22 protein-coding genes are annotated in these 25,781 nt (G+C 67.4%); 9 read left to right on the top strand and 13 right to left on the bottom strand.

Translation table 11 applies throughout. The annotated features are described in order from the left end of the window. Window positions 1–126: 126 nt before the first annotated feature. Window positions 127–2,013: a sigma-54-dependent Fis family transcriptional regulator gene (locus tag IAE56_RS02280; RefSeq protein WP_313051746.1), complete on the bottom strand. Its 1,887-nt coding sequence runs from the start codon at window positions 2,011–2,013 to the stop codon at window positions 127–129. Window positions 2,014–2,251: 238 nt separating this feature from the next. Here IAE56_RS02280 and adh point away from each other — a divergent pair, with 238 nt between their 5' ends. The 5 genes from adh to IAE56_RS02255 all read left to right on the top strand — a co-directional run bounded on the left by adh (window position 2,252) and on the right by IAE56_RS02255 (window position 8,809). Further along, on the top strand, window positions 2,252–3,781 hold the full coding sequence (adh, locus tag IAE56_RS02275; protein WP_200751307.1) for an aldehyde dehydrogenase: 1,530 nt from the start codon (window positions 2,252–2,254) through the stop codon (window positions 3,779–3,781). Window positions 3,782–3,856: 75 nt separating this feature from the next. Continuing rightward, the gene (gene adhP / locus IAE56_RS02270) at window positions 3,857–4,885 is read left to right on the top strand and encodes an alcohol dehydrogenase AdhP (RefSeq protein ID WP_116863663.1); all 1,029 of its coding nucleotides are present in this window, start codon (window positions 3,857–3,859) and stop codon (window positions 4,883–4,885) included. 133 nt (window positions 4,886–5,018) lie between these two features. After that, window positions 5,019–5,396: a DUF779 domain-containing protein gene (locus IAE56_RS02265; RefSeq protein ID WP_200751306.1), complete on the top strand. Its 378-nt coding sequence runs from the start codon at window positions 5,019–5,021 to the stop codon at window positions 5,394–5,396. A 98-nt stretch (window positions 5,397–5,494) separates the two neighbouring features. Next, entirely contained in the window at window positions 5,495–5,890 is a 396-nt protein-coding gene (locus IAE56_RS02260; RefSeq protein ID WP_200751305.1) for a hypothetical protein, read from the top strand. A 117-nt stretch (window positions 5,891–6,007) separates the two neighbouring features. Next, window positions 6,008–8,809 (top strand): TonB-dependent receptor, encoded by a 2,802-nt coding sequence (locus IAE56_RS02255; RefSeq protein WP_200751304.1) that lies wholly within the window; start codon window positions 6,008–6,010, stop codon window positions 8,807–8,809. A gap of 88 nt (window positions 8,810–8,897) precedes the next feature. On the opposite strand, the gene ligD is transcribed toward IAE56_RS02255, so the two are convergent. The 3 genes from ligD to IAE56_RS02240 form a co-directional block, all read right to left on the bottom strand. Beyond that, window positions 8,898–11,360: a DNA ligase D gene (gene ligD / locus IAE56_RS02250; protein WP_200751303.1), complete on the bottom strand. Its 2,463-nt coding sequence runs from the start codon at window positions 11,358–11,360 to the stop codon at window positions 8,898–8,900. Window positions 11,361–11,363: 3 nt separating this feature from the next. Continuing rightward, a complete protein-coding gene (locus tag IAE56_RS02245) occupies window positions 11,364–12,293 on the bottom strand; it encodes a Ku protein (RefSeq protein WP_164072999.1) in 930 nt (309 codons plus the stop codon). Between the two features lie 91 nt (window positions 12,294–12,384). Then, window positions 12,385–12,783, bottom strand: a complete 399-nt coding sequence (locus IAE56_RS02240; protein ID WP_200751302.1) for a hypothetical protein — start codon at window positions 12,781–12,783, stop codon at window positions 12,385–12,387. A 149-nt stretch (window positions 12,784–12,932) separates the two neighbouring features. Here IAE56_RS02240 and IAE56_RS02235 point away from each other — a divergent pair, with 149 nt between their 5' ends. Continuing rightward, window positions 12,933–13,322, top strand: coding sequence for a hypothetical protein (locus IAE56_RS02235; RefSeq protein WP_164073001.1), 390 nt, complete (start codon window positions 12,933–12,935; stop codon window positions 13,320–13,322). A 62-nt stretch (window positions 13,323–13,384) separates the two neighbouring features. Here the strand turns inward: IAE56_RS02235 and IAE56_RS02230 are convergent, their stop codons facing one another. After that, window positions 13,385–15,508 carry a TonB-dependent receptor gene (locus IAE56_RS02230; protein WP_200751301.1) on the bottom strand — a complete coding sequence of 708 codons (2,124 nt, stop codon included), beginning with the start codon at window positions 15,506–15,508 and terminating at the stop codon, window positions 13,385–13,387. 168 nt (window positions 15,509–15,676) lie between these two features. Between IAE56_RS02230 and IAE56_RS02225 the strand changes: the two genes are divergently transcribed. The 3 genes from IAE56_RS02225 (at window position 15,677) to IAE56_RS02215 (ending at window position 19,122) form a co-directional block, all read left to right on the top strand. Continuing rightward, complete coding sequence (locus tag IAE56_RS02225; RefSeq protein ID WP_116863655.1) at window positions 15,677–16,879, top strand: amino acid aminotransferase; 1,203 nt, start codon at window positions 15,677–15,679, stop codon at window positions 16,877–16,879. Between the two features lie 410 nt (window positions 16,880–17,289). Further along, the gene (locus IAE56_RS02220; RefSeq protein ID WP_164073003.1) at window positions 17,290–18,306 is read left to right on the top strand and encodes a class 1 fructose-bisphosphatase; all 1,017 of its coding nucleotides are present in this window, start codon (window positions 17,290–17,292) and stop codon (window positions 18,304–18,306) included. Window positions 18,307–18,414: 108 nt separating this feature from the next. After that, window positions 18,415–19,122: a 2OG-Fe(II) oxygenase gene (locus IAE56_RS02215; protein WP_108767151.1), complete on the top strand. Its 708-nt coding sequence runs from the start codon at window positions 18,415–18,417 to the stop codon at window positions 19,120–19,122. A 74-nt stretch (window positions 19,123–19,196) separates the two neighbouring features. Here the strand turns inward: IAE56_RS02215 and IAE56_RS02210 are convergent, their stop codons facing one another. The 8 genes from IAE56_RS02210 to IAE56_RS02175 form a co-directional block, all read right to left on the bottom strand. Continuing rightward, window positions 19,197–20,309, bottom strand: coding sequence for a PA0069 family radical SAM protein (locus IAE56_RS02210; protein ID WP_200751300.1), 1,113 nt, complete (start codon window positions 20,307–20,309; stop codon window positions 19,197–19,199). Window positions 20,310–20,553: 244 nt separating this feature from the next. Then, a complete protein-coding gene (locus tag IAE56_RS02205; RefSeq protein WP_200751299.1) occupies window positions 20,554–21,297 on the bottom strand; it encodes a pyridoxine 5'-phosphate synthase in 744 nt (247 codons plus the stop codon). 9 nt (window positions 21,298–21,306) lie between these two features. Next, window positions 21,307–21,561 (bottom strand): hypothetical protein, encoded by a 255-nt coding sequence (locus IAE56_RS02200; RefSeq protein ID WP_108767148.1) that lies wholly within the window; start codon window positions 21,559–21,561, stop codon window positions 21,307–21,309. Window positions 21,562–21,603: 42 nt separating this feature from the next. After that, the gene (gene cls / locus IAE56_RS02195; RefSeq protein ID WP_200751298.1) at window positions 21,604–23,064 is read right to left on the bottom strand and encodes a cardiolipin synthase; all 1,461 of its coding nucleotides are present in this window, start codon (window positions 23,062–23,064) and stop codon (window positions 21,604–21,606) included. Window positions 23,065–23,283: 219 nt separating this feature from the next. Continuing rightward, window positions 23,284–23,697 (bottom strand): biopolymer transporter ExbD, encoded by a 414-nt coding sequence (locus IAE56_RS02190; RefSeq protein WP_025875547.1) that lies wholly within the window; start codon window positions 23,695–23,697, stop codon window positions 23,284–23,286. A 3-nt stretch (window positions 23,698–23,700) separates the two neighbouring features. Next, a complete protein-coding gene (locus IAE56_RS02185; RefSeq protein ID WP_079224462.1) occupies window positions 23,701–24,126 on the bottom strand; it encodes a biopolymer transporter ExbD in 426 nt (141 codons plus the stop codon). A gap of 59 nt (window positions 24,127–24,185) precedes the next feature. Then, complete coding sequence (gene exbB, locus IAE56_RS02180; RefSeq protein WP_108767146.1) at window positions 24,186–24,947, bottom strand: TonB-system energizer ExbB; 762 nt, start codon at window positions 24,945–24,947, stop codon at window positions 24,186–24,188. Between the two features lie 92 nt (window positions 24,948–25,039). Beyond that, the gene (locus tag IAE56_RS02175) at window positions 25,040–25,597 is read right to left on the bottom strand and encodes an energy transducer TonB (RefSeq protein WP_174213526.1); all 558 of its coding nucleotides are present in this window, start codon (window positions 25,595–25,597) and stop codon (window positions 25,040–25,042) included. Window positions 25,598–25,781 lie beyond the last annotated feature (184 nt).

Here is a 25,781-nt window from a genome sequence, read left to right as displayed (position 1 = left end):
GACTCTACCAGGCCCGGGGCGGGGGGGGCCCGCGCGGGGGGCGGGGGGGGGGGGCCCGCGCCGCGGGGCCCCCCCCCCCCCCCCCCCCCCCCCCCCCCCCCACTCTACCAGGCCCGCCGCGCGTGCTCAGCGCGCGGCGGGTTGGCCCAGGCGCCGGTACAGGGTGCTGCGGCTGATGCCCAGCTGCCTGGCTGCGGCGGTGACATTGCCGTCGGCGTCCTGCAGGGCCTGCCGCATCGCGTCCTCGGCGATGTCACGCAGCCCGCCCGATGCAGTGCTGGCGTTGGCCGCCTGTACCATCGGCACCTTCAGCAGTTCGGCAGGCAAGTGCGCAGGCGTGATCTGCTCACCCGGGTCGCTCAACGCCACCAGCGTGCGCAGGCAGGCCTGCAGCTGGCGCAGGTTGCCTGGCCAGCGCTGCCGCTGCAGCACCTGCAGCACCTCGGCCTGCAGCACGCGACCCTGCGCCATCGGTGACCACAGCGCCTGCAGCAGGGCACCGCGTTCGTCCAGCTCACGCAGGGCCGGCAGATGCACGACATGATCGGCAACGCGGTAGTAGAGATCAGCCCGGAAGCGCCCCTCGGCCACGGCCTGCTGCAGGTCGCAGTGGCTGGCACAGACCAGGGCGAAGTCCAGTTTCACCGGGCGGCCACCGCCCAGCGGTGACAGCTCGCGTTCCTGCAGCACGCGCAGCAGGCGCGGTTGCAGGGCCAACGGCATGTCGCCGATCTCATCCAGGAACAGCACGCCGCCCTGCGCCTGCCGCAGCAGGCCGGTACTGCCCTGCCGGCGCGCGCCGGTGAACGCGCCTTCCTCGTAGCCGAACAGTTCGGCTTCGATCAGGCCTTCAGGCAGTGCCGCGCAGTTCACCGCCACCAGCGGTTGGCCGGCACGCGCGCAGCGGCGATGCAGCTCGCGCGCGAAGACTTCCTTGCCGGTGCCGGTTTCGCCCTGCACCAGTACCGGCAGCCCCGCATCCAGCACCCGCACCGCCTGGCGCAGCTGCTGCTGCACCGGCGCCGCCAGCACCGTGCCGGGTGCCGCCAGCAGCGCGGGCGCGGCGGCGGCAGGGGCCACGCGGGGCGTGCGCGCAACCACGGCGCCAGCGGCACGCGTGTGCCGCCTGCCGTCGCTGTGGCCGTACAGCGCACGCCCCTGCCGGTCCAGCAGCATGCCGTCGTCATGCAGGCGCGACAGCGGCTGGTCGAACAGGGCCTCGTAGGACGCGTGGCCGATGTCGTGGCGGTCCAGCCCGAACAATCCCAGGCCGACCCGGTTGGCGGCCACCAGCCGGCCGTTGCGGAAGCCGAGCAGGGCTTCGCGCGGGCTGCCCAGCAACAGCGGCTGCGCATGCAGGTGCAGCAGCTCGCAGTCATCCAGCCCGTCGGCGAAATAGCGGTGCTCGATCTGGTCCACCGCGTGGCGGCCCAGCGCCAGCGCATGCAGGTGGGCGTGGCGCGCATCGCCGGAAATATCCAGCACGCCGACGCGCTGCCCGAACGGATCGAAGATCGGCGTGGCCGAGCAGGTCAGGATGCCGTGCGGGGCGAAGAAGTGTTCGCCGCCGCGCACCTGCAGGGCACGGCCTTCGACGATGGCCGTGCCGATGGCATTGGTACCGACCGTACCTTCGTCCCAGCGCACCCCCGGCATCAGCGCGACCTGTCCGGCGCGGTCGAGGAAGCTGTTGCTGCCCTCGGCGTCCAGTACCCAGCCTTCCTCGTCGGTGAGCAGCACGATGCCATCGCTGCTGGCCAGCGAGCTTGCCAGCCCTTCCAGCTCGGGACGGGCCAGCCGCCACAGGCGCTCGCGGCGCTGGCGCAGTTCACGCAGCGACAGCTCGGGTACCGGGGCCACGTCGGGACGCGCGTCCACCGACAGGCCCTGGCGCTGGCAGCGCCGCCATGACTGCAGGATGGCATCGGGCACCGCCCCGGCCGGCGATGCGCCGCGCTCGAAGAAGGCACGACGCGCGCCACCTACGCGCTCGGGAAGAATCGGCTGGGACACCCTGACGCTCCTGTGTCGCATTCTGCGACAGTTGTTGCGGGCACTGTTCCGATTAAAAGCACATCCGCGCTTCAGTTGCGATGACGACTGCTGGTGCGCCGCCGCATTCCACGCGGGGGCCGCCAGCAACTGCGCTGCCGCAGCCCGTGACGCGCCGCAGCACGCGCGCGGTTGGCACGCTCGTTGCGGTAGGGGAGGCAGGCCCCGGGTTGTCCGGGCCATCCAAGGAGTGCCCACGATGAATGCCGTTGCCTCGCCCTCGACCGACCCGGCCGACCCCAGCGCCCTGTTCAAGCCCCGCTACGACAACTACATCGGCGGCCAGTGGGTGGCCCCGCGCAGCGGCCAGTACTTCGACAACACCACGCCCATCACCGGCAAGGTGCTCACCTCGGTGGCGCGCTCGAATGCCGAAGACATCGAGGCCGCGCTGGATGCCGCGCACGCCGCCAAGGATGACTGGGGCAAGCGCTCCACCACCGAGCGCGCCAACATCCTCAACCGCATCGCAGACCGCATCGAGCAGAACCTGGAGCTGATCGCGCGCGCCGAGACCTGGGACAACGGCAAGCCGATCCGCGAGACGCTCAACGCCGACATCCCGCTGATGGTCGACCACTTCCGCTACTTCGCCGGCGCCGTACGCGCGCAGGAAGGCAGCCTCTCGGAGATCGACAAGGACACCGTGGCCTACCACTTCCACGAGCCGCTGGGCGTGGTCGGGCAGATCATTCCGTGGAACTTCCCGCTGCTGATGGCCGCATGGAAGCTGGCCCCGGCACTGGCCGCCGGCAACTGCGTGGTGCTCAAGCCGGCCGAACAGACCCCGGCCTCGATCCTGGTGTTGATGGAGATCATCGGCGACCTGCTGCCGCCGGGCGTGCTCAACATCGTCAACGGCTTCGGCCTGGAAGCGGGCAAGCCGCTGGCCAGCAACCCGCGCATCGCCAAGATCGCCTTCACCGGTGAAACCACCACCGGCCGCCTGATCATGCAGTACGCCAGCCAGAACCTGATCCCGGTGACGCTGGAACTGGGCGGCAAGTCACCCAACATCTTCTTCGCCGACGTGATGGCCGAGGACGATGATTTCCTCGACAAGGCGGTGGAAGGCTTCGTGCTGTTCGCGCTGAACCAGGGCGAGGTGTGTACCTGCCCGTCGCGTGCGCTGGTGCAGGAATCGATCTACGAGCGCTTCATGGAACGCGTGCTCAAGCGCGTGGCCGCGATCAGGCAGGGCGACCCGCTCGATCCGGACACCATGATCGGCGCGCAGGCGTCGTCCGAGCAGCTGGAGAAGATTCTTTCCTACATCGACATCGGCAAGCAGGAAGGCGCCGAAGTGTTGATCGGGGGCGAGCAGAACACGCTCGGCGGCGAGCTGGCCGGCGGCTATTACGTGAAGCCCACCGTGTTCAAGGGCCACAACCGCATGCGCATTTTCCAGGAGGAAATCTTCGGGCCGGTGGTGGCGGTGACCACCTTCAAGACCGAGGAAGAAGCGCTGCAGATTGCCAACGACACGTTGTACGGCCTCGGTGCCGGCGTGTGGAGCCGCGATGCCTCGCGCCTGTACCGCATGGGCCGCGCCATCCAGGCCGGGCGCGTGTGGACCAACTGCTACCACGCCTACCCGGCGCACGCGGCGTTCGGTGGCTACAAGCAGTCGGGCATCGGCCGCGAGAACCACAAGATGATGCTCGACCATTACCAGCAGACCAAGAACCTGCTGGTCAGCTACTCGCCGAAGAAGCTGGGCTTCTTCTGATGGATTGATCGGGATCAAGGCGCGGGCATGGGGCCCGCGCCATCCTGTCTGCAAGCGCACTACGGAGTAACCCGCATGAATAGAACCATGAAGGCTGCCGTCGTCCGTGAGTTCGGCAAGCCGCTGGTCATCGAGGAAGTCGTGGTACCGCGCCCGGGGGCGGGCGAGGTCCTGGTCAGAATCGAGGCCTGTGGCGTCTGCCACACCGACCTGCACGCCGCCGAGGGCGACTGGCCGGTGAAACCGAACCCGCCATTCATCCCCGGCCACGAGGGCGTGGGGCACGTCGTGGCCGTGGGAGGCGGGGTAGGGCACGTCAAGGAAGGCGACAGGGTCGGCATCCCCTGGTTGTACTCGGCGTGTGGCCATTGCGAACACTGCCTGGGTGGCTGGGAAACGCTGTGCGAAACGCAGCGCAACACCGGCTACTCGGTCAACGGCGGCTTCGCCGAGTACGCACTGGCCGATGCCAACTATGTCGGCCTGCTTCCGAAGGAAGTGGGCTTCGTGGAGATCGCGCCGGTGTTGTGCGCCGGCGTGACCGTCTACAAGGGCCTGAAGGTCACCGATACCAAGCCCGGTGACTGGGTGGCGATCTCCGGCATCGGCGGCCTGGGCCACATGGCGGTGCAGTACGCACGTGCAATGGGCCTGAACGTGGCGGCCATCGATGTCGACGACGGCAAGCTGGCCCTGGCCCGGCGGCTGGGCGCGCAGGTCACCGTCAACGCGCGCACCACCGATCCGGCCGCGTTCCTGAAGAAGGAGATCGGCGGCGCGCATGGTGCGCTGGTCACCGCGGTATCGCCCAAGGCCTTTGAACAGGCGCTTGGCATGGTCCGCCGCGGCGGCACGGTGTCGTTGAACGGCCTGCCGCCGGGCAACTTCCCGCTGGACATCTTCGGCATGGTGCTGAACGGCGTGACCGTGCGCGGCTCGATCGTCGGCACCCGCCTGGACCTGCAGGAATCGCTGCAGTTCGCTGCCGAAGGCAAGGTCGCGGCGACGGTCAGCACGGACCGCCTGGAAAACATCAACGAGGTGTTCGCGCGCATGCACGCCGGCACCATCGAGGGCCGCGTGGTGCTGGACTTCGCCGCCTGATCATCCCGCGCATGGCTGCCGCGCCCGTCCCCCTCTCCCGCGGACGCGGCGGCCGTGCAACGGTACCCTGCAAGGGGTCGGTTCCCTCCCACTCCGCCAGGAGTGGAGGGCTCTGACCCCGGACGAGGCACTCATGAACGAACTTCCGCACCAGGTCATCGCCACCCTCGCGGCGCTGCAGCTGATCGACAGGCTGCGCGCGCGCCATGGCCCGCTGATGTTCCACCAGTCCGGCGGCTGCTGCGATGGCTCCTCGCCGATGTGCTTCGCGCAGGACGACTTCATCGTCGGTGATCGCGATGTCTGCCTGGGCGAGATCGGCGGCGCGCCGTTCCATATCAGTCCCTCGCAGTTCGAATACTGGAAGCACACCCAGCTGATCATCGACGTGGTGCCCGGGCGCGGCGGCATGTTCTCGCTGGAGAACGGCGAAGGCGTGCGCTTCCTGGTGCGCTCGCGGCTGTTCAGCGACGAGGAATTCGCCGCGCTGCAGACCGCCGGCAAGGCCTGAGCCCCTGTAGAGTCGAGCTTGCTCGACTGCAGCCGCACGGAACAGAGCAGTCGAGCAAGCTCGACTCTGCGCAGCCCGGAGCGCCGTACAATGACGGCATGCCCGGGATGCTCAAGACCGTTTTCCTGTCCGTCGTCGCCCTGGTCGGCGCGCTGCTCGCGCTGGCCCTGGTCAGCAGCGCCGGCGGCTGGCTGCCGTCGTTGTTCGGCCTGCACCCCGGCAGCGAAGCGCAACTGGGCTGGGACCTGGCCTTCACCGTGCTCGGCGGCATCGCCGGCATCGCCTTTGCCACCTACTACGCACCGTGCTGGCCGCGTGCGCACGGCACCTCGATCTGGACCCTGCTGGTACTCGGCAGCGGCTACGGCCTGTGGGTGATGGGCGGCGATTTCCCGCGCTGGTTCGCCATCGCGCTGCTGGTGTCGCTGCCGGTGCAGCTGCTCGGTGGCTGGTGGTTTGGTCGTCGTCCGTCCCGCAGCGCAACACAGGCTTAACAATTCCCCCCTAGGCTCGGTGCCCGCCGAACGTCGGCAACGCGGCGCAGGGGCCTGCACCCACGGAACACGGGCAGGCGCGGCGTAAGTCACCACAGGGAACCGGGAAATCATCCGATGCGTTACCAGAACCGGGAGGCCGCCGCTGCGGCCCCCCATGCGAAGCTTTTGTCCCGCGCCGTGCATGCGGTGCTGATCGGCGGCCTCGCCGTACTGCCCATCGATGCAATGGCTGAAGAAGCCGCCGATGGCGATACCCGCGAACAGCTGCAGCAGCTGGACACCGTCACTGTCTCCGGCAGCTATGCCAAGAGCCTGGAACGCGCGGTCGACCTCAAGCGCGCCAACATTGGCTTCTCCGATTCGATCGTCGCCACCGACGTCGCCGATTTCCCGGAACAGAACCTCGCCGAAGCGCTGCAGCGCATGCCGGGCGTGACCATCGAGCGCAACAAGGGCCTGGGCAGCAAGGTCAGCGTGCGCGGCCTGCCCAGCGAGTTCACCCTGGTCTCGATCAACAACCTGGCCACCGCTTCGGGTAGTGGCGGGCGCGACGTGCAGTTCGACATCTTCGCCGCCGACGTGGTGCAGACGGTCACCGTGCAGAAGTCGCCGACCGCCGCCGACGAGGAAGGTGGCATCGCCGGTTCGGTCTACATCGAAACGGCCAAGCCGTTCGACTTCCCCGAGCCGAGGTTCAGTGCCTCGGCCGAAGCCTCGCACAACTCGATCAACGGCAAGATCGACCCGAAGATCTCCTTCCTCGCCAGTGACACCTGGGGTGACTGGGGCGGCCTGGTGTCGTTCTCCAAGGCCAAGCGCACCAACCGCACCGACTCCAACTCGGGCATCAACTTCCGTCCCATGGGCCGCTTCCTGGAAGCGTCGGGCACGCGTGGTTCGCAGGCTGCCGCCGTGCTGGCGCGTGATGCCGGCATCGTCGTGCAGGACCGCATGGACAAGGACGAGACCAGCCGCATCATCTTCCAGGACAAGGTCGGCGACCGCGTCTACCTCAACGAGCAGGACCAGTGGGGCGCCACCGCGTCGCTGCAGTTCAAGCCCAGCGACACGTTCTCGCTCAGCTTCGATGCGATGCTCGGCGGCTATGACACGCACGAGGACGAGTACGATGCCGCGGCGTACTCGGCGTCCAGCCGCAGCACGCTGGACACCATCCACGACTACGACAGCGACACGCTGTCGGCCTACGGCATCACCGTGCTGAAGGACGTGTCCTACACCGCCACCCAGCACGAGATCCTCAGCAAGGAACGCAACGCCAACACCGACTACCGTCAGTTCAGCAGCAAGCTGGACTGGAAGGTGGGTGGCTGGGACATCGACGCGCTGATCGGCTATTCCGGCGCACGCAAGGATTCGGACTACGCCAACCTCAAGCACGTGGCCTACGCGCCGTCGCGCACGCGCTGGACCAGCGACGGCGGCGCGACCGTGCCGAGCACCACCGGCGGTTTCGACATGTACAACGCCGCGGACAAGTACCTGTTCGAAGCGTACGAAACCGAGCTGGAGAAGGTGAAGGATGACAAGTACGCCGCGCAGCTCGACCTGCGCCGGCAGATGAACCTGGCCTTCTTCCCGGCACTGAGCGGCGTGCAGTTCGGCGCGCGCTACACCGACAAGACCAAGGAACGCGAGTTCGGCAGCGGCAAGATCCAGGGCCCGACCGCCGGCAGCGCCGCGTGGGTCAACACGCGCACGCTAGCCGACAGCAACCCGGTGTGGATCAGCCAGCTGGCACCGGGTGGTGCGTATCGCCCCAGCGACCTGGACTGGCAGCAGGTGTCCAACGCCTATGCGCGCGCCACGTTCCGCTACCCGGGCTATGAAACCCCGATCGATCCGGGCCAGTACTACGAGGTGAAGGAGAAGACCCTGGCGCTGTATGCCATGGCCGACTTCTACTTCGACATCGGCACCGTACCGGTGTACGCCAACCTGGGCGTGCGCTCGATCGACACCGATGTCGACTCGGCCGGCTTCCACCCGGTGCAGAACGCCGATGGCAGCAACGGCTACACGCCGACGCCGATTTCCAGCAGCGGCGACTACAGCAAGATCCTGCCCAGCTTCAACATGACCGCCGAGATCGCCGACGGCCTGGTGCTGCGCGGTGCCGCCTCGGAAACGCTGATGCGTCCGTCGCTGACCGACATCGCCTACCGCCGCACCGTCAGCTGGAGCAGCTTCCGCTTCATGGACGGCAACCCGGCGCTGAAGCCGACCACCACCAAGCAGTGGGAAGTGGGCCTGGAGAAGTACCTGCAGAACGGTGGCCTGCTGGCCGCGTCGTACTTCTCCAAGAAGATCGACGGCGTGGTGCGGCAGTCGCTGACCGGCATCGTGCCGAACGTCGAGAAGCTCAACGCCAACGGTTCGCTGGACGGCTACTACGACTTCGAGGTCTACCAGCCGGTCAACGCCGACGGTTCCTACAAGGTCACCGGCGTCGAGCTGGTCGCGCAGCTGCCGCTGTCGATGCTGCATCCGGCACTGGAAGGCTGGGGCATCAACGCCAACTACACCCAGCTGGACAACTCGCTGACCGGTGCGTCGGACCTGGACATCCCGACCCCGCCGGAAGGCCTGGCCGAGAAGGCGTACAACTTCACCCTGTACTACGAGAACGACCGCTTCAGCGCACGCGCCTCGTACAACTACAAGGACAAGTACGTCGAGTACATCCACCTGAACATGTATCCGGTCTACCGCGATGCCTATGGCCAGCTGGATGCCTCGATCGGCTTCCGCCTCAATGACACCTGGAAGCTGAACCTGGAAGCGATCAACCTGCTGGACGAGAAGACCAGCGGTTACACGATCGACAAGGCGTTCCCGACCCAGTACGAGTTCTCCGGCCGCCGCGTCACCTTCGGCATCCGCGCGGACTTCTGAGCCACGCCGCATTGATCTGGTAGCGCCGGGCCGTGCCCGGCGAAAGGCAACGTATCCGCGCTGCGCGCTCGCCGGGCGTGGCCCGGCGCTACCGATTACCGGTCGGCAACACCTGCTGCAACCGCTCCATCCCGCGCCACGGGTCGTCCTTCAGGCGCTTAGCGCGGGCCAACGCCTTGTCCATCGGGAACGCATCGGCGGCGCCCACTCTCGCCAGCTCTTCCCAGCGCAGCGGCACCGCCACGCCTGCGCTCTCCCGCGCACGCAGCGACCACGAACACACGCTGGTGGCGCCGCGCGTATTGCGCAGCCAGTCGATGAAGATCACGCCCCCGCGCCTGGCCTTGCTCATCGTCGCCACGTAGCGGTCGGGCTGTTCCAGGGCCATCGCCTGGGCGAAGGCTTCGCAGAACGCCTTGACCTGCTCCCAGCCGGCCTTCGGCTGCAGCGGCACCACCACGTGCACGCCCTTGCCGCCGGACAGCCGCACGAAGCTCTGCAGGCCGACCTGCAGCAGGCGGTCGCGCACATCGCGCGCGCCCGATTTCACCTGCGCCCAGCTCACGCCGTCGCCGGGGTCCAGATCGAACACCAGGCGGTCCGGATGCTCGGGATCCTCGATCGTCGCGCCCCACGGGTGAAGCTCCAGAGTGTTCATCTGCACCAGCTGCAGCAGGCCGCGCGCGTCATCGATGTAGACGTAGTCCTCGCGGCCGCTCTTCTGTTTCAGCGGCACCGCATGCACGGCGTCGCCCAGACCGGCGCCATGATGCTTCTGGAAGAAGCAGGCCTTGCCGACGCCATCCGGGCAGCGCAGCAGCGACAGCGGGCGGCCGGCGATCTCCCGCAGGATCCAGCGCGCCATCTGCCGGTAGTAGTCGGCCACGTCGCCCTTGCTGAGCCTGCGCTGCGGGTACACCACCCGTTGCGGATGGCTGATGGCCACCGCTGCATCGTCGCCACCCGTGGCCTGCGCCGCGCCCAGATCCTGCGTCTGTTTATCGCTGCGCAGGCGCTTGAAGCTGGCCTGGCGCAGCAGCCCTTCCTTGCCCCAGCCACGGAATGCCACTTCGGCCACCACCACCGGTTTCACCCAGCGCACGCTGGCCGCGCGGAAGGGAACATGCGCCGGCAGCTCCAGCACCGCTTTCTTCACCGCCAGCGGTGCCAGCGCGCTGCTCAGTGCCTTCAACGCCGCATCGTCGAAGCCGGTGCCAACCCGACCCACATAGCGCAGGCCGCCGGCGTCGGGCGTGGCCAGCAGCAGCGAACCGAAGCCGACCCGGCTGCCCTTGGGCGCGGTGTGGCCGACGATGACGAATTCGTCGGTGTCCTCGTGCTTCACCTTCACCCAGCTGCGCGCGCGGGCGTTCACGTAGGGCGCATCGACCTGCTTGCTGACGATGCCTTCGAAGCCGGCCTCGCCGCTGGCGGCGAATACCGCAGGGCCATGGTCGAGCACATGTTCGCTGTAGGCCAGCGTGCCCGGCTCCGGTCCGATCAGGTCCTTGAGCAGGGCCTTGCGTTCCAGCAGCGGCGCGCGGCTGATGTCAACGCCGGCAACGCCGGGCAGATCGAACACGATGTAGCGCAGCGGCTGTTTCGAGCTGCCATCGATGACACGCTGCAGGGCCGCGAAGTCGCTGCGACCCTGCTTGTCGAGCACGACCAGCTCGCCGTCCAGGCGCGCATCACGCACCGGCAGCGCGCGCACGGCCTGGGCGACTTCGGGGAAGTCGTCGGTCCAGTCCAGGCCATTGCGCGAGCGCAGTTTCAGCTCACCGTCGTGCAGGTCGGCCAGCAGGCGATAGCCATCCCACTTGATCTCATGCAGCCAGCGTTCGCCATCGGGTGCGGTGTCGCGGTGATCGGTCAGCTGCGGCTTGAAGCCGCGCGGATACGGATGGTCGCGTGCGCCGGCCAGCTTCAACGCGCGGGCGTGCCAGCGTGCGTCTGCCTTGCGGGGTGCCGCGTGCGTTGCCTTCTTCGCCTTCTTTGCTGCGGCCCTGGGTGCAGGCATGGCTCTCCCCACAAGATCATCCGCTTCGGCGTCGCGCGCGTCGGCATCGTCACGCTTGATCAGCAGCCACTGCACCTGCCGCCCTTTCATGGCCGTGCGCACCAGCTTCCAGCCGCCACTCAAGCGCTGCCCATGCAGCACGAAGTCGAGCTTGCCATCGGCCAGCGCCTGCAACGGGTCGCCTTCGCAGGCCCAGCTGCCATGGTCGAACACCTGCACGTGGCCGGCGCCGTAGTGGCCTTCGGGAATATCTCCTTCGAAGCCGGCGTAGGACAGCGGATGGTCCTCCACTTCCACCGCCAGGCGCTTCTCGCCCACCCGCAGCGACGGGCCCTTCGGGACCGCCCAGCTCTTCAGCACGCCGTCCATTTCCAGGCGGAAATCGTAGTGCCGCGAGCTGGCATGGTGCAGCTGGATGACGAACTGCGGGCGCCGCTTCGGGTTGCCCGCGGCCGGGCCATCATCCGGCTCCGGCGTCTGCCCGCTGCCACCGCCAAGACGGCGCTTGCGGCGGTACTGATGCAGCGACATGGCTCAGCCTGCCTTGCGGCGCGGTGCGGCCTTCTTCGTCGCCTTGGCGGCCTTGCCGGCGGTCTTCTTCGTGGCTTTCTTCGCAGCCTTCTTCGCCGGTGCCTTGCGCGTCGCGGTCTTCTTCGCCGGCGTGCGCTTGTTGGCATCCAGGCTCTTCTGCAGCAGCGCCATGAAGTCCACCACGTTGGTGCTGGCATCCTCGCGCGCCACCGGCTCCTCTTCCACCTGGGTGGTGCCACCCTTGGTCTTGATGCGCTTGTTCAACACCTGCTGCAGGCGCTCGCGGAATTCATCGTGGTATTGCGTGGGATCCCAGTCACCGGCCATCGATTCGATCAACTGTTCGGCCATCGCGGTTTCCTTGCTGGTGATCCTGTAATCGGAAAGACTGCCGGTAGGCAGTTTGTAGTCCTCCGGATCGACCAGTTCCTGCGGGTAGCGCAGGATCATCAACACCAGTGCGTCTTCATTGGGCATTACTGCACAGAGATATTCGCGCGTGCGCACGACTACCCGGGCGATACCCACTTTGCCTGTGCTGCGCAGCGTCTCGCGCAACAGCACGTAACCTTTCTCGGCCTTTTTGCCCGGCACCAGCAGGTAGGGCTTTTCGAAGTAGCGGGGATCGATCTGCGCGGCGTCGACAAACGATTCCACCTCCACCGTCTCATGGCTCTCCGGCGCGGCCGAGCGGATGTCGCCTTCTTCCAGCACGACGTAGCTGCCCTTGTCGTACTCGAAGGCTTTGACAATGTCCTTCCACGGCACTTCCTCGCCGGTATCGGCGTTGACACGTTCGAAGCGGATCGGCTTGCGGTCGCGCGAATCGAGCATGCGGAACTGCAGGTCGACCTTGCGTTCGCCGGACATCAGCGAGACCGGCACGTTCAGCAGGCCGAAGGAGAGGGTACCAGTCCAGATCGGGCGGGCCATGGGCGTACCTGAGCAGTCAGCATGGGCACCCAGCTTCGGTGGCCCGCCGTGAAACGACCGTGTCGGGCGCGTGGAGGCGGAATGGCCGCCACTACTGCAGCAACGGCCTCACGGCGGTGGCTGGAATGTGGTCCAGGGCGCGCCAGGCATCCTCCACCACGGGCCACGCCTGCGCCCAATCCAGGCGTGACTGCCCTCGCATCTGATCCCAGTGCGCGGCCAGCTCCTCGCACGTATCCACATCACCTCCGCGGGGCCAGTCGGCCGCATGGGTAGTCAGGGCGAAGGCGTAGACCGGGCACAGGTCACGCCAGTTGCGCTGGCCGTGGCCGCGACGCGCCTCATAGTCAGTCAGCATGTATTGCAGATAGTCCTGCGCCACCGCTTGCGGATCCGGGTGGCGGCGGGATCCCCGTTTGGGGCTGCGCGCTAACAACGGGTCCAGCAGCGCGTTGAAGACGGTCGGTGCGGGTCGTTCCAGGCGGGCCATGGCGGGGTCCTGCATCAGTGTCTGGGCTGGCAGGGATACGCGCCACGCTGTTATGCACCGGTGACAGAGGTGTTCATGACGCGGGGTTCGCGGTGGCTTTACCTCCACAAGAGTTAAGTGGACGTCCCGCCCAGCGAGAAATGACCGCCATGAACCGAGATACCTCCCGTGACCCGCTGCGCGAAACGACACCGCCCGTGGCTGGCGAGCAGCGCGCCAAGCACGACAATGATGAAGCCGATTTCCGCGGCACCGGCGCCCCCTTCGTCGATGCCGGAAATCACCCGGTGCATCCCGACCCGCGTAGTCCGCAGGCCGCGCAGCAGGACGACCCGCGTCTGCCAGTGAAACGCGAGGTTGAACAGGCGGCACTGGACAGGAAGGACTGTGGCGACCGGAACCGCGGCGGCCAGGAGAGCCCGCTCAAGCGCCGCGAGCGCAAGCAGCATGCCAGTGACAACCAGGACCAGGCCCTGGAAGAGACGTTTCCGGCCAGTGACCCGACCTCACCCTTCGTACCGGCCAAGGCGCCGGATTGAGGCCGCTGGCGCCAGTGGAGCCAGCGTAGCGCTGGCTCCACTGGCGCCGCCGAGCAGGCGCATCAGCGCCACGACCACTGCAGGCCCACGCTGGCGCGCCGGTCCGGGCCCGGCTCGTAGAAACGGCCGTTGCCATCGTTGACGATCACCGAGCCGATGTAGGCCTGGTCGAGCAGGTTGTCCAGCCGCGCGAAGGCACGCAGGTCACCGCCGGGCAGGGTCCAGCGGCGCCCGGCTTCCAGGTTCAGCACGGTGTAGCCGGGCGCGCGCTCGGTGGCCAGGTCGTTCACCACCGTGTCGCTGCTGGCATTGGCTTCCAGCGCCCACTGCCAGTCGCCGGGCGACCACTGCAGGCGGGCGAAGGCCTGCTGCCGCGGCACGCCGGGCAGGCGGCTGCCGGCCGCCACCACCGTGTCGGGCACGCGGCAACCGCTGCCACCGCAGGTCAGGTACGGCGAACGCACCTGTGCCTGCAGCCAGGTCCAGGCCAGCTGCAGTTCCCACTGCTCGGCGAGCGGCCGCTGGTACTGCAGTTCCACGCCCTTGCGGCGGGTACGGCCGATGTTGCGGTAGGTGCTGCGGCCATTGGTATTGCTGGCAACGGCCAGCTCGTCGTCGGTAACGGCGCGGAACACGCTGATATCGAGCTGGGTTCCGTTCTGCGCATGCCACTTGCTGCCGACCTCGATGTTGCGGCTGCGCGCGGCCGACAGGTCCAGCGCCAGGCCGGCCTGGCCGTCGCTGCGGTAGCCCAGTTCGTTGAAGGTGGGGGTCTCGAAGCCGCGTCCGACCGCCGCGTGCAGGCGCCACTGCGGGGTCGCCTCGAAGCTGACCCCGGCCACCGGCGTGGTCGCCTGGTAGCGGCGGCGGCCACTGTCGTCGGGGTTGCTGCCGGTGATGTAGCGGTCATCGGACTCGAAGCGCACGGCACTGTGGCGCACACCGGCCAGCAGCGACCAGCGCGGGCTCCACTGCCACCACGCCTGGGCGAACTGGTCGACGTTCTGCACGGTGTCGATCTGGTCGCGGCGCAGGCGGCCGCGCACGCCCAGGGTGCTGCCGACGAAGTTCTCGTAGCCGGTGCGGTGCTGGCGCTGGCGGTCGGCACTGATGCCCGCCACCACGTCCAGCGGGCGCCCGGCCAGGTCGCCGTTCCAGCCCCAGCGCGCGTCCATGCCTCCATAGCCGCCGTCCAGGTCGATCACGCCGCCGGCGTGCAGCGGGTTGGCCTGCGCGGTGGGCGGAATCGGCAGGAACTGGGTCACCGCGCGCTGCCCGGCGTAGCCCATCAGCTGCCAGCGCTGGGCGCCGCTTTCGCGGGTCCAGCGCAGGCCGGCCTGCTGCTGCCGCACCGATTTGCGGGTGTTGTACTGCTCGGCCACGGCCGTGGCCTGGCGCGGGTTGGCTGCCACCTGGGCACGGGTCAGGCCCAACGGGTCCTGCGCATCGGGGGCATCCAGCGCGTTGAGCAGCAGCTCCAGGCGGCCGCCGCCGACTTCAGCGCCCAGCCGTGCGTTGAGCGACTCACGCCGCGCCTCGCTGTGGTCGCGCCAGCCGTCGGTGTGGAAGTGGTTGGCGGCGATGTTGTAGTCGATCACCGGGCCGGCACCGCGCAGCTGCGCGCCGACGCTGACGGTGTTGTCGGCACCGGCGTTCACCCGCAGCCGCCACGGATCGCCGGCCTGGCCCTGCGCGCTCCACACCTGCAGCACGCCGCCGGAGGAGTTGCCGTACAGGGCGGAGAACGGGCCGCGCAGCACCTCGATGCGCTCGGCACCAAGCAGGCTGGCGTGCGACAGCTGGCCCTGGCCATCAGGCATGGTGGCCGGCACGCCATCGATCAGCACCCGCACGCCGCGCACGCCGAAGGTGGAGCGCGCACCGAAGCCGCGGATCGACAGCTGGGTGTCCTGCGCATAGTTCTGGCGATCACGGGCCAGCACCCCAGGCACCCCGGCCAGCGCCTCGGACACCTGCACCCCGGGCCCGCTGCGGTCGTCGCCCACCCACACCGTGTCCTGGCTGGCCGGCAACGCGAACGGATCGATGCCCTGCACGCGCGCGGCCTGCACCTCCACGGTCGGCAGCTGCTGCGGGGCAGGGTCGGCGGCGTTCTGGGCCAGCACCGGCAACGGCAACAGGGCAATCAGCAGGGGCAGGCGGCGGGGCGCCAGGGAATCGTTCATCGTTCAGCTACACGCACGGCGGGGAAACAACACGCCATGGTACGGGCTGTGGCGTGACGATGGCCGCCGCGCGGGTGGCACGCTTTGTTACGATGGCATGGCTGTGGCCGACGGCCGCTGCTTCACGACCCGCGCTTCTTCTCCCCCTCAAATAGAACGAGTACTGCCGTGTCCTTCTTTGCAAACGTGGAACTGGTCCCGGGCGACCCGATCCTGGGCCTGACCGAGGCGTACAACGCCGACAGCCGCCCGACCAAGGTCAACCTGGGTGTGGGCATCTACTACGACGAGAGCGGCCGCATTCCGCTGCTTCGCGCCGTCAAGCAGATCGAGCAGCAGCTCGCCACCGAAGCCAAACCGCGTGGCTACCTGCCGATCGACGGCCTGCCTGCCTACACGCAGGCGACCCGTGAACTGGTGTTCGGCAAGGACTCGCCGCTGCTGGCCGCCGGCCGCGTCACCACCGCACAGACCGTCGGTGGCAGCGGTGCGCTGCGCGTCGGCGCCGACGTGCTGAAGAAGCTGCTGCCGCACGCCACCATCGCCATCAGCAACCCGAGCTGGGAAAACCACCGCGCGGTGTTCGGTGCCGCTGGCTTCGACGTGGTCGAGTACACCTACTTCGACGCCGCCACCCATGGCGTGGATTTCGACGGCATGCTGGCCGATCTGCAGAAGCTGCAGGCCGGCACCGTGGTGCTGCTGCACGCCTGCTGCCACAACCCCACCGGCGCCGACCTCACCGTCAGCCAGTGGAAGCAGGTGGCCGAAGTCCTGAAGGACAAGCAGCTGTTCCCCTTCATCGACATGGCCTACCAGGGCTTCGACAAGGGCATCGAGCAGGATGGCGCCGCCGTGCGCATCATCGCCGAAGCCGGCATCGACAGCTTCATCGTTGCCAACTCGTACTCCAAGTCGTTCTCCCTGTATGGCGAACGCGTGGGTGCGCTGTCGATGGTCGCTCCGACCGCCGCTGACGCGAAGGCCGTGCAGTCGCAGGTCAAGCGCGTGATCCGCACGATCTACTCCAGCCCGTCCACCCACGGTGCCGCGCTGGTGGCCGGCGTGCTGACCAACCCGGACCTGCGCGCGATGTGGGAGCAGGAACTGACCGAGATGCGCGAGCGCATCCACGCCCTGCGCCAGGGCCTGGTCGAAAAGCTCGCCGCCGCCGGTGCCCCGCAGTTCGCCTTCATCAACGAACAGGCCGGCATGTTCTCCTACTCCGGCCTGAGCCGTGAGCAGGTCGAACGCCTGCGCGACGAGTTCGGCATCTACGCCGTCGGCACCGGCCGCATCTGCGTGGCCGCGCTGAACCAGAACAACCTGGAATACGTCGCCAAGGCCGTGGCCACCGTCGCCAAGGGCTGAAGCAACACCGCAAAGTACTAAAACAAAGGCGCCGAAAGGCGCCTTTGTTTTTGCTCTGCCTTTGACACCCGCCCCGCGCTCGCGGCGAACCCTGAAGCGCGCGGGAGGGTCAGGCTGCGCGGGACCGCAGGCGCCATGGATGGCGCCTACGAGCCCCCATGGGTGAGGGCGCTTTGCCTGCGAGGCATGCCTCGCAAGCGCCCGAACGCGCAGCCGCCAGCGGCTGGGCCGGACCCCGAAGGGGGGTTCACGGCGTGTCCCGCGCAGCCTGACCCTCCCGCGCGCCTCGACAATAGGAAGGCGCCACCAGCGCAACGCCCCTGTAAACGATTTCGCCTCAAACCAATCACGCACGCGCCGCTCACAGCAGCGACAATAGGCGTTTTCCCGCTGCCGAGACCTGCCCGCTCATGTCCCGTACTTCGTTGACCCGCTTCCTGATCCAGGAACAGCACGCCGGCCGCATCAACGCCGACCTGCGCCAGCTGATCGCCGTGGTCGCCCGCGCCTGCACCAGCATCTCCATCGCCGTCAGCAAGGGCGCCCTTGGCGGCGTGCTCGGCGAAGCCGGTACCGGCAACGTGCAGGGCGAAGCGCAGAAGAAGCTGGACGTCATCAGCAACGAGATCCTGCTGGAAGCCAACGCCTGGGGCGGCCACCTCGCCGCCTGCGCATCGGAAGAGATGGACCACAGCCAGCCGGTGCCGGACATCTACCCGCGCGGCGATTTCCTGCTGCTGTTCGATCCCCTCGATGGCAGCTCCAACATCGACGTCAACGTCTCCGTCGGCACCATCTTCTCGGTGCTGCGCTGCCCGACCAACGTCGAACTCCCGGGCGATGAAGCCTTCCTGCAGCCGGGCAGCAAGCAGATTGCCGCCGGCTACTGCATCTACGGGCCCAGCACCCAGCTGGTGCTCAGCGTCGGCCACGGCACGCATGCCTTCACCCTGGACCGCGAGACCGGCGAGTTCGTGCTGACCACCGAGAACATGCAGATTCCGGCGGCCACCCAGGAGTTCGCCATCAACATGTCCAACCAGCGCCACTGGGAAGCACCGATGCAGGGCTACGTGCAGGACCTGCTGGCCGGCAAGGAAGGCGCGCGCGGCAAGAACTTCAACATGCGCTGGATCGCCAGCATGGTCGCCGACGTACATCGCATCCTCACCCGCGGCGGCATCTTCATCTACCCGTGGGACAAGAAGGAACCGGACAAGGCCGGCAAGCTGCGCCTGATGTACGAAGCCAACCCGATGGGCCTGCTGGTTGAACAGGCCGGCGGCGCCGCATCGACGGGTCGCGAGCGCATCCTCGACATGCAGCCCAACCACCTGCACCAACGCGTGCCGGTGTTCCTCGGCTCGCGCGAGGAAGTGGCCGAAGCGGTGCGTTATCACCAGGAGCATGACGCGAAGACCGCTTGATGGCGGCCATCCCTACAGCGGTCATGGCAGTGCGATGACATGACCGCGGGGTGACAGCAGCGGCGGCAAACGGCACCATCAAGCCCTTGCCGCCGAAGGATTGCATGCATGCACGAGCCGGGCCCGGTCGATTTCATCGAAGTCATCCACAACGCCGTCCCCAGTGACGTGTGCGCCGCCATCGTCGCCCGCATGCGCAGCAGCCAGGGCCTGAAACCCGGTGCGGTAGGCAGTGGTGTGTTCCCCGAACTCAAGCACAGCAAGGATCTGCGCATCAGCGGCCTGGATGCCTGGCGCGACGTGGACACCCTGCTGCAACAGGCGGTTTTCGCCGGGCTGCAGACTTATCTACGCCGTTATCCACAGGCATTGATCGCACCGTTGATGTTGCAGATCCAGGACAGCAACGGTCAGCCGCGCCGACTGTCAGCCGAGGATTTCCCCGACATGGCGCCCGAACAGCTGGCCGAGCTGGCCCGCACCTGCCTGCGCCCGGGTGCGATCAACCTGCAGTGGTATGCGGCGGGCGAGGGTGGTTACCCGTACTGGCATTGCGAGCTCTATCCGAAGGATGCGCAGGCGGAAACGCTGCATCGGCATGTGTTGTGGACGCTGTACCTCAACGACGATTTCGAGGAGGGCGAGACCGAGTTCCTGTTCCAGGGACGCAAGATCGCACCGCGCACCGGCAGCCTGTTGATCGCGCCCACGGCGTTCACCCACACCCATCGCGGCAACCGGCCGCAGGGCGGCGACAAGTTCATCGCCACCAGCTGGATCCTCTTCCAGAGCGCGCAGAAGCTGTTTGGCGGGTAACGTCGTGCTTCGTAGAGTCGAGCTTGCTCGACTGCTTTCCTGCTCTCAGTCGAGCAAGCTCGACTCTACGGAAATCAGAACAACGACCCCTGCGGTGATTCCTTCCGCGGCGGCAGCGGCTTCAGGAACCGGCTGCAATCCAGCTTCGGCCAATGGCTGTTCTGCGCGTTGAAGCCCAGCCGCTTTCGCGCCAGCTTGAAGCGGTTGTTCAACAGTTCCGCATAGACGCCCTGGCCGCGCATGCGCGTGCCGAACTGGCTGTCGTAGTCCTTGCCACCGCGCAGCTGCTGGATGGTGCTCATCACGTGCGCGGCGCGATCAGGATGGTGGGTGTCCAACCAGTCGCGGAACAGCGGCGCTACCTCCAGCGGCAGGCGCAGCAGCACGTAACCGGCGGTGCCGGCACCTGCGTCATGCGCGGCCTCCAGCACGGCTTCCAGCTCGCTGTCGTTGATCCACGGAATCACCGGCGCCACCATCACGCCCACCGGAATGCCGGCGTCGTGCAGGCGCTTCATCGCGCGCAGACGCGCATGCGGCGCGGACGCGCGCGGTTCCAGCTTCGCCGACAGGTGCGGGTCCAGCGAGGTCACGGAGAAGTGCACGCTGACCAGGTTCTCTGCCGCCAGCGGCGCCAGCAGATCGATATCGCGCTCCACCAGCGCGTTCTTGGTGATCAGCGAAAACGGATGCTTCGTCTCCAGCATCACTTCGATCAGCTGGCGGGTGAGTTTCAGTTTGCGCTCGATCGGCTGGTAGGCATCGGTGTTGATGCCCAGCGCGATGGGCTGCGGCACGTAACCGGGTTTCGACAGTTCCTTGCGCAGCAGCTGCGGTGCATTGGTCTTGGCGAACAGCTTGGTTTCGAAGTCCAGCCCCGGCGACAGGTTCAGATAGGCGTGCGAGGGACGGGCGAAGCAGTACGAGCAGCCATGCTCGCAGCCGCGATACGGATTCACCGACTGGCTGAAACCCACGTCCGGGGAGTTGTTGCGGCTGATGATGCTGCGCGCGGTCTCGGCACGCACCTCGGTGCGCAGGCGCGGGGCGAGGAATTCTTCGCTTTCGTCGATGGCCCATCCGTCATCGACCGCTTCGCTCACCGTACTTTCGAAGCGGCCAGCCAGGTGGGAGGAGGAGCCCCGGCCCTTGATGGCGGCCTGGGCGTTGCGAGGGTGGGATTGCATGGCGCCCTCCGGCCGTTTCAGAGACGTTAGTATTATTGCTAACCACAGGCGGCGCAAGCGGCCAGGATTCACGTAGCTGTAGGCGTTGGGGCCGATCCGACGCCACGTTGACCCCAGTGTTATCCACAGGTTTCACGTGGTCGCGCAGGCGCCATCGCCGCAGCAGGCCGGAAGCATGGGCCACGGACGTCTCAGCAGCTGCGATGGGCAGCGGTGGCTGCCGGGCAACGCCCGACGTCAGCCGTTACAGCAGGGCCAGGTAGCCCCGCACGGTGGTGTCGAGCCCGTCGTACAGCGCCTCGCCGATCAGCGCGTGGCCGATCGACACCTCCAGCACCTCCGGCACCGCGGCCAGGAAGTCGCGCAGGTTGTCCTGCGAAAGGTCGTGGCCGGCATTCACGCCAAGGCCGACGGCCTGCGCGCGGCGCGCGGCGGTGGCGAACAGGTCCAGCATCGCGGCGGCATCACCGGCCGCGTGGGCTTCGGCATACGGGCCGGTGTACAGCTCGATGCGGTCGGCGCCGACCGCGGCGGCCTGTTCCAGCAGCGGGTTGCCGGCATCCACGAACAGGCTGACGCGGCAGCCCATCGCCTTCAGTCCGGCCACCAGCGGGCGCAGGCGCTCGCCGTCGCGCTCGAAATCGAAGCCGTGGTCCGAGGTGATCTGGCCATCGCCATCGGGCACCAGGGTGGCCTGCGCCGGGCGGGTCTGCGCGCACAGCGGCAGCAGGCCCGGATAGCCCTCGCGCGGCGGTGCGAACGGGTTGCCTTCGATGTTGAACTCGACGCCGCGGGCGCGGGTCAGGGTCGACAGCGCCAGCACGTCCTCGGCGGTGATATGGCGACGGTCCGGCCGCGGGTGCACGGTGATGCCGTGGGCGCCGGCGTCCAGGCAGGCCTGGGCCGCACGCACGACATCGGGTTCGGTACCGCCGCGCGAGTTGCGCAGGACGGCGATCTTGTTGACGTTGACGCTGAGCTGGGTCATGGAACGGAACTACGGTGCGGAAGAGGGTGGGGGCGTGCCGTCATGGGCGCGGGCCTGCTCACGCAGGCGGCGCAGCTCCTCGGCATCGACCAGGGTGGACGGATCGCGCTGCAGGTCGCCGAAGCGGGCCACGTAGCGGCCACGCACCCACGCCAGCAGGAAGCCGAGGGCGGCCAGCAGGGCCAGCGACATCAGGCCCATGTTCGGAGTCTTCAGCGCGAAGGCGAAGCAGCCCAGCGCCAGCAGCAGGTACAACCAGTACATGTTCCAGTCCTCCCCGGGCATCGACCGCAGTGTAGCGCTGCGTCAGAGCAGCGGCGAGGCCAGGCGGGCGAAGGCTTCGGGCAGGCGGTGCAGCCACAGCGAGCGCCCGGCCTCGTCATGCACGCGGGTCGCGCTGTCGAACTCGGCCTGCAGCAGCGTGGCCAGTTCCGCCACGCGGTCGCGGTCGCTGATCATCATCGACAGCTCGAAGTTCAGCCGGAAGCTGCGGTGGTCGAAGTTGGCGCTGCCGACGATGCAGACGTCATCGTCGGCAATGAATGCCTTGGTGTGCAGCATGCGCGGGCCGTACTCGTAGATCTTCACGCCGGCATGCAGCAGTTCGTCGAAGTAGGAGCGCGCGGCCTGGGTGACGAACCAGGAATCGCTCATCTTCGGCACCAGCAGGCGCACGTCCAGGCCACCCAGCGCCGCCGAGGTCAGGGCCATGCGCGCGGCCTCGCCGGGCACGAAGTAGGGCGTCACCAGCCAGACCCGCTCGTTGGCTTCCTGGATGGCCGCCACGTGCAGGCGATGGATGGTTTCCCAGCCCGAATCGGGGCCGGACACCAGCACCTGCGCATCGATGCTGCCATCGCCACGCAGTGGCATGTCGGCCGGCCACAGGCGGGCGATGTCGAAGCGCGACGGCTCCTGCCCGCTGGCGTACAGCCAGTCCTCGGCGAACACCAGCTGCAGGCTGCGCACCACGTGTCCGCGCAGGCGCATGTGCAGGTCGCGGTAGGCGTTGGGGTTGCGGCTCTCGTCTTCTTCGTCGGTGATGTTGATCCCGCCGGTGAAGGCCAGCTGGCCGTCGATGATCACCAGCTTGCGGTGCGTGCGCAGGTTCAACCACGGGCGCTTGAAGGGTTTCAGCAGCTGCCGCGGGTGGAACCACACGGCTTCGCCACCGGCATCCAGCAGCGGCCGCAGGAAACGCGCCGGCAACGACGAGGAGCCCACCGCATCCAGCAGCAGGCGCACCTGCACGCCGGCACGCGCGCGCTCGACCAGGGCGTCGCGCAGGGCGGTGCCGGCGTGGTCTGGATTGAAGATGTAGTACTCCAGGTGCACGTGGTCGCGCGCCTGGCCGATGGCCTCGATGAGCGCGGCATAGGTGGTCGCGCCGTCCACCAACCAGGTGACTTCGGTGGCGCTGCTGGGCGCCAGGCCGGTGGTGGCCTGGGCGACCTTGGCCAGCTCGGTGCAGCCGGCATCGGGCGGGCAGACGTCGCTGTAGTGCTCCATGCCCGAGCGCGCGCGGCCGCGGCGCAGGCGCTGCCGCTTCACCTTCTGCGGGCCCAGCAGGTAGTAGATGAAAAGCCCGAGATAGGGCAGCAACGCCAGCGACAGGATCCAGCTGAGCGTGGCGACCGGCTCGCGCTTCTGCAGGATGATCCAGCCGGTCAGGGCGAGCAGGTAAAGCAGATAGGCCACCGCCAGGATCGTTCCCAGGTGGGCAATGCCATCAAGCCAGAGGCGCAGCGAATCGAAGAGGGCGAGCATGCGCCGATCATAGCGGGCGCGGGGGTGGTGATGGGGTCAGCGGTGATGGGGTCAGAGCCCTTTCCTGCGGAAAGGGATCCGACCCCGCCGGCTGCACGTGATTGGGGTCGGATCCCTTCCCGCAGGGAAGGGCTCTGACCCCGCGCAAAAAAAAAAGACGCCCCTGTCTCCAGGGGCGTCTGCAGTCGCGTCATGACTGTTGTGCTGCGGTAGTACGTATTACTGCTGCACGAAGCCGATCTTCTTCATCTGAGCATTCTTCGCGGCGGCCAGGACCTTGGCCATCACGTCGTACTCGGAATCCGGGCTCGCGTCGATGCGCAGCTCGGGCTGGTTGGTCGGGTCACGCTGGACCTCCTGCTCCATCCGCTGCTGCAGCTCGTGCGTACCGATCGGGCTGTTGTTCCACGAGACCTGGTTGCTGGCGTCGATCTTGAGTTCGATCGGCGGCGGCGGTTCGACCAGCTGCGGCGGTGGGTTGAGCACGCGCTGCGGCAGGTCCACGGCGATCGGGTACGTCATGATCGGCGCGGTCACGATGAAGATGATCAGCAGAACCAGCATCACGTCCACGAGGGGCGTGACGTTGATGTCGGCCATGGGGCCCTTGCCACCACCACTACTGAATGCCATGGCTTATTGCCCCTTCTCTTTGGTCGCGACGAAGCCGACGTCCAGCATGCCCTGTTCCTGCGCGACCTTGGTCAGGTCGTTGATGACGCGCATCTTGGTGGTGCGGTCACCACGCAGGTTCAGCGGCGGCTGCGGGGTCTGCTGGGCGGCGGTCGCCAAGCGCGACTCGAGAGTCTGCTTGTTGATTTCTTCGTCGTTCCAATAGATCGAGCCGTCTTCCTTGACCGCCAGGGTGATGGGACCCTTGCGATCGTTGGTGTCGTCCGGCTTCTGGACCAGGTTGGCCTCCGGCAGATCCACCTTGACCTTGTGGGACATCAGGGGCGCCGTGATGATGAAGATGATCAGCAGCACCAGCATCACGTCCACGAGGGGCGTCACGTTGATGTCGGCCATGGGGCCGCCGCTGTTACCACTACTGAAAGCCATAACGGGCTCCGTCTAGATCTTGGTGACTACTTCGTTCGTCGCAGGGTCACGCGCCGCAATTAGCGGACGCGCGAGCCGGTAGCGAAGAAGTCGTGCAGGTCGTGCGCGAAGGTATCGAACTTGCTGATGGTCGCGCTGTTGATCTTGCTGAAGAAGTTGAAGGCGAACACGGCCGGGATTGCGACGAACAGACCGATGGCGGTCATGATCAGCGCTTCACCCACCGGGCCTGCGACTGCGTCGATCGAAGCGGAGCCGGTGGCACCGATCTTGATCAGCGCGCCGTAGATGCCCCACACGGTACCCAGCAGACCGACGAACGGAGCGGTTGCACCGACGGTGGCCAGCAGGGTCATGCCCGACTGCAGCTTGTTGCTTTCGCGGGTCACGGCCTGACGCAGGGCGCGGTCGACGAACTCCGAACGGCTCAGGTTCTCACCCAGACCGCCGGTGGCGCCGCCTTCAGCGCGCTGGTGGTGGGCAGCCGCCTGGGCAGCGTCCAGTGCGATCTTCGAGAACGGCTCGGAAGCCGGCTGTTCTTCCATCGCACGGATGGCGTCCTGTGCGTTCGGGGTGTCCCAGAACAGGCTGACGACGCGATCGGCAGCGCTCTTCAGGCGGACCGAACGGAAGATGTTGATGACGGTCCAGTACCAGGACATGGCCGACATGACGATCAGGGTCAGCAGCACCACCCAGGAGACAGCGAAGTCACCCGGCTGGGTGGTCATTTCGTGGATCAGGTGCTCGAAGCCCATCTGCGACAGGGCGTTGGACGGATTGCCCCCGGCAGCAGCGGCGATGAAAAGTTCCTGCAGCATGACGCTTACCTTTGTTGTGTGTGGTGATAAAGGGTGTAGCTAAGCTAGACAATCGAACCGGAGGAGGGGTGGCCGGCGGCCACCCGCTCGCATCAGTTCAGTGCAAAGTTGACCGGGACGCGGACGCGGCCAGCAGCCTTCTTACCGCCAGATTCAGCGGCGTTGAAACGCCACTTGCGGGCAGCTTCCATCGCAGCACGGTCCAGGTCGCGGTTACGGCTGGACTTTTCCACCGTGACATTGGTGACGTTGCCCTGGGCATCGACATCAATGATCAGGATCACTTCGCCCTGGATACCAGCGCGGAAAGCGGCCGGCGGGTAGCGCGGCGGATTCATTGCCTTCGACGAGATGTCGACGCTTGCCTCGATGGTGGTCGGCGGGGCAGGCGGCGCAGGCGGCGACGGCGGGGTGACGATGTCGTTCGGGCGCGGCTCCGGCACGTCGACGACCGGCGCCTGCGGCGGCGGCGGGACGGGCGAGGGCTTCGGCGGCGACAGGTTCTTCACCGGCGGCGGCGGGGTGTCCTGCGGAGGCGGCGGCGGCGGCGGCGGCGGAGGCGGCGGCGGCGCGTCGACGATGGTCACCATGACGTTGCGCTCCTTCTCAGCCACGGCCTTGGGGGCCACGGCGGGGATCAGGAGCATCATGAAGGCGGCCAGATGCAGGGCGATTACAAACGCGATGCCGACGATGCGAGGCCAGCTCAGCCCCTTGTCATCAGTTTGTTCGTACCGGTGAACGACTAGTTGTTCCGTCATGCGCCAAGAGCTCAATAGTGGGGCCGGAATCCCGGGGGCGGGATCCCTGATCAGCGGTGCATGACACCGCAGG

Source organism: Stenotrophomonas sp. S41 (assembly GCF_016624625.1).
Lineage (GTDB): Bacteria > Pseudomonadota > Gammaproteobacteria > Xanthomonadales > Xanthomonadaceae > Stenotrophomonas.
Note: the sequence above shows the minus strand (reverse complement) of the source record. Positions and strands in the feature narration are given on the sequence as shown.

Bases quoted from the DNA above. Each gene is read 5' to 3' on its own strand.
- IAE56_RS02205 (WP_200751299.1), bottom strand. From the start codon at position 21,297: ATGACCCAGCTCAGCGTCAACGTCAACAAGATCGCCGTCCTGCGCAAC.
- IAE56_RS02220 (WP_164073003.1), top strand. From the start codon at position 17,290: ATGTCCCGTACTTCGTTGACCCGCTTCCTGATCCAGGAACAGCACGCC.
- IAE56_RS02190 (WP_025875547.1), bottom strand. From the start codon at position 23,697: ATGGCATTCAGTAGTGGTGGTGGCAAGGGCCCCATGGCCGACATCAAC.
- IAE56_RS02235 (WP_164073001.1), top strand. From the start codon at position 12,933: ATGAACCGAGATACCTCCCGTGACCCGCTGCGCGAAACGACACCGCCC.
- IAE56_RS02265 (WP_200751306.1), top strand. From the start codon at position 5,019: ATGAACGAACTTCCGCACCAGGTCATCGCCACCCTCGCGGCGCTGCAG.
- adhP (WP_116863663.1), top strand. From the start codon at position 3,857: ATGAATAGAACCATGAAGGCTGCCGTCGTCCGTGAGTTCGGCAAGCCG.
- IAE56_RS02210 (WP_200751300.1), bottom strand. From the start codon at position 20,309: ATGCAATCCCACCCTCGCAACGCCCAGGCCGCCATCAAGGGCCGGGGC.
- IAE56_RS02255 (WP_200751304.1), top strand. From the start codon at position 6,008: ATGCGTTACCAGAACCGGGAGGCCGCCGCTGCGGCCCCCCATGCGAAG.
- IAE56_RS02245 (WP_164072999.1), bottom strand. From the start codon at position 12,293: ATGGCCCGCCCGATCTGGACTGGTACCCTCTCCTTCGGCCTGCTGAAC.
- IAE56_RS02215 (WP_108767151.1), top strand. From the start codon at position 18,415: ATGCACGAGCCGGGCCCGGTCGATTTCATCGAAGTCATCCACAACGCC.
- IAE56_RS02260 (WP_200751305.1), top strand. From the start codon at position 5,495: ATGCCCGGGATGCTCAAGACCGTTTTCCTGTCCGTCGTCGCCCTGGTC.
- IAE56_RS02240 (WP_200751302.1), bottom strand. From the start codon at position 12,783: ATGGCCCGCCTGGAACGACCCGCACCGACCGTCTTCAACGCGCTGCTG.
- IAE56_RS02200 (WP_108767148.1), bottom strand. From the start codon at position 21,561: ATGTACTGGTTGTACCTGCTGCTGGCGCTGGGCTGCTTCGCCTTCGCG.
- IAE56_RS02230 (WP_200751301.1), bottom strand. From the start codon at position 15,508: ATGAACGATTCCCTGGCGCCCCGCCGCCTGCCCCTGCTGATTGCCCTG.
- ligD (WP_200751303.1), bottom strand. From the start codon at position 11,360: ATGTCGCTGCATCAGTACCGCCGCAAGCGCCGTCTTGGCGGTGGCAGC.
- IAE56_RS02185 (WP_079224462.1), bottom strand. From the start codon at position 24,126: ATGGCTTTCAGTAGTGGTAACAGCGGCGGCCCCATGGCCGACATCAAC.
- adh (WP_200751307.1), top strand. From the start codon at position 2,252: ATGAATGCCGTTGCCTCGCCCTCGACCGACCCGGCCGACCCCAGCGCC.
- IAE56_RS02175 (WP_174213526.1), bottom strand. From the start codon at position 25,597: ATGATGCTCCTGATCCCCGCCGTGGCCCCCAAGGCCGTGGCTGAGAAG.
- exbB (WP_108767146.1), bottom strand. From the start codon at position 24,947: ATGCTGCAGGAACTTTTCATCGCCGCTGCTGCCGGGGGCAATCCGTCC.
- cls (WP_200751298.1), bottom strand. From the start codon at position 23,064: ATGCTCGCCCTCTTCGATTCGCTGCGCCTCTGGCTTGATGGCATTGCC.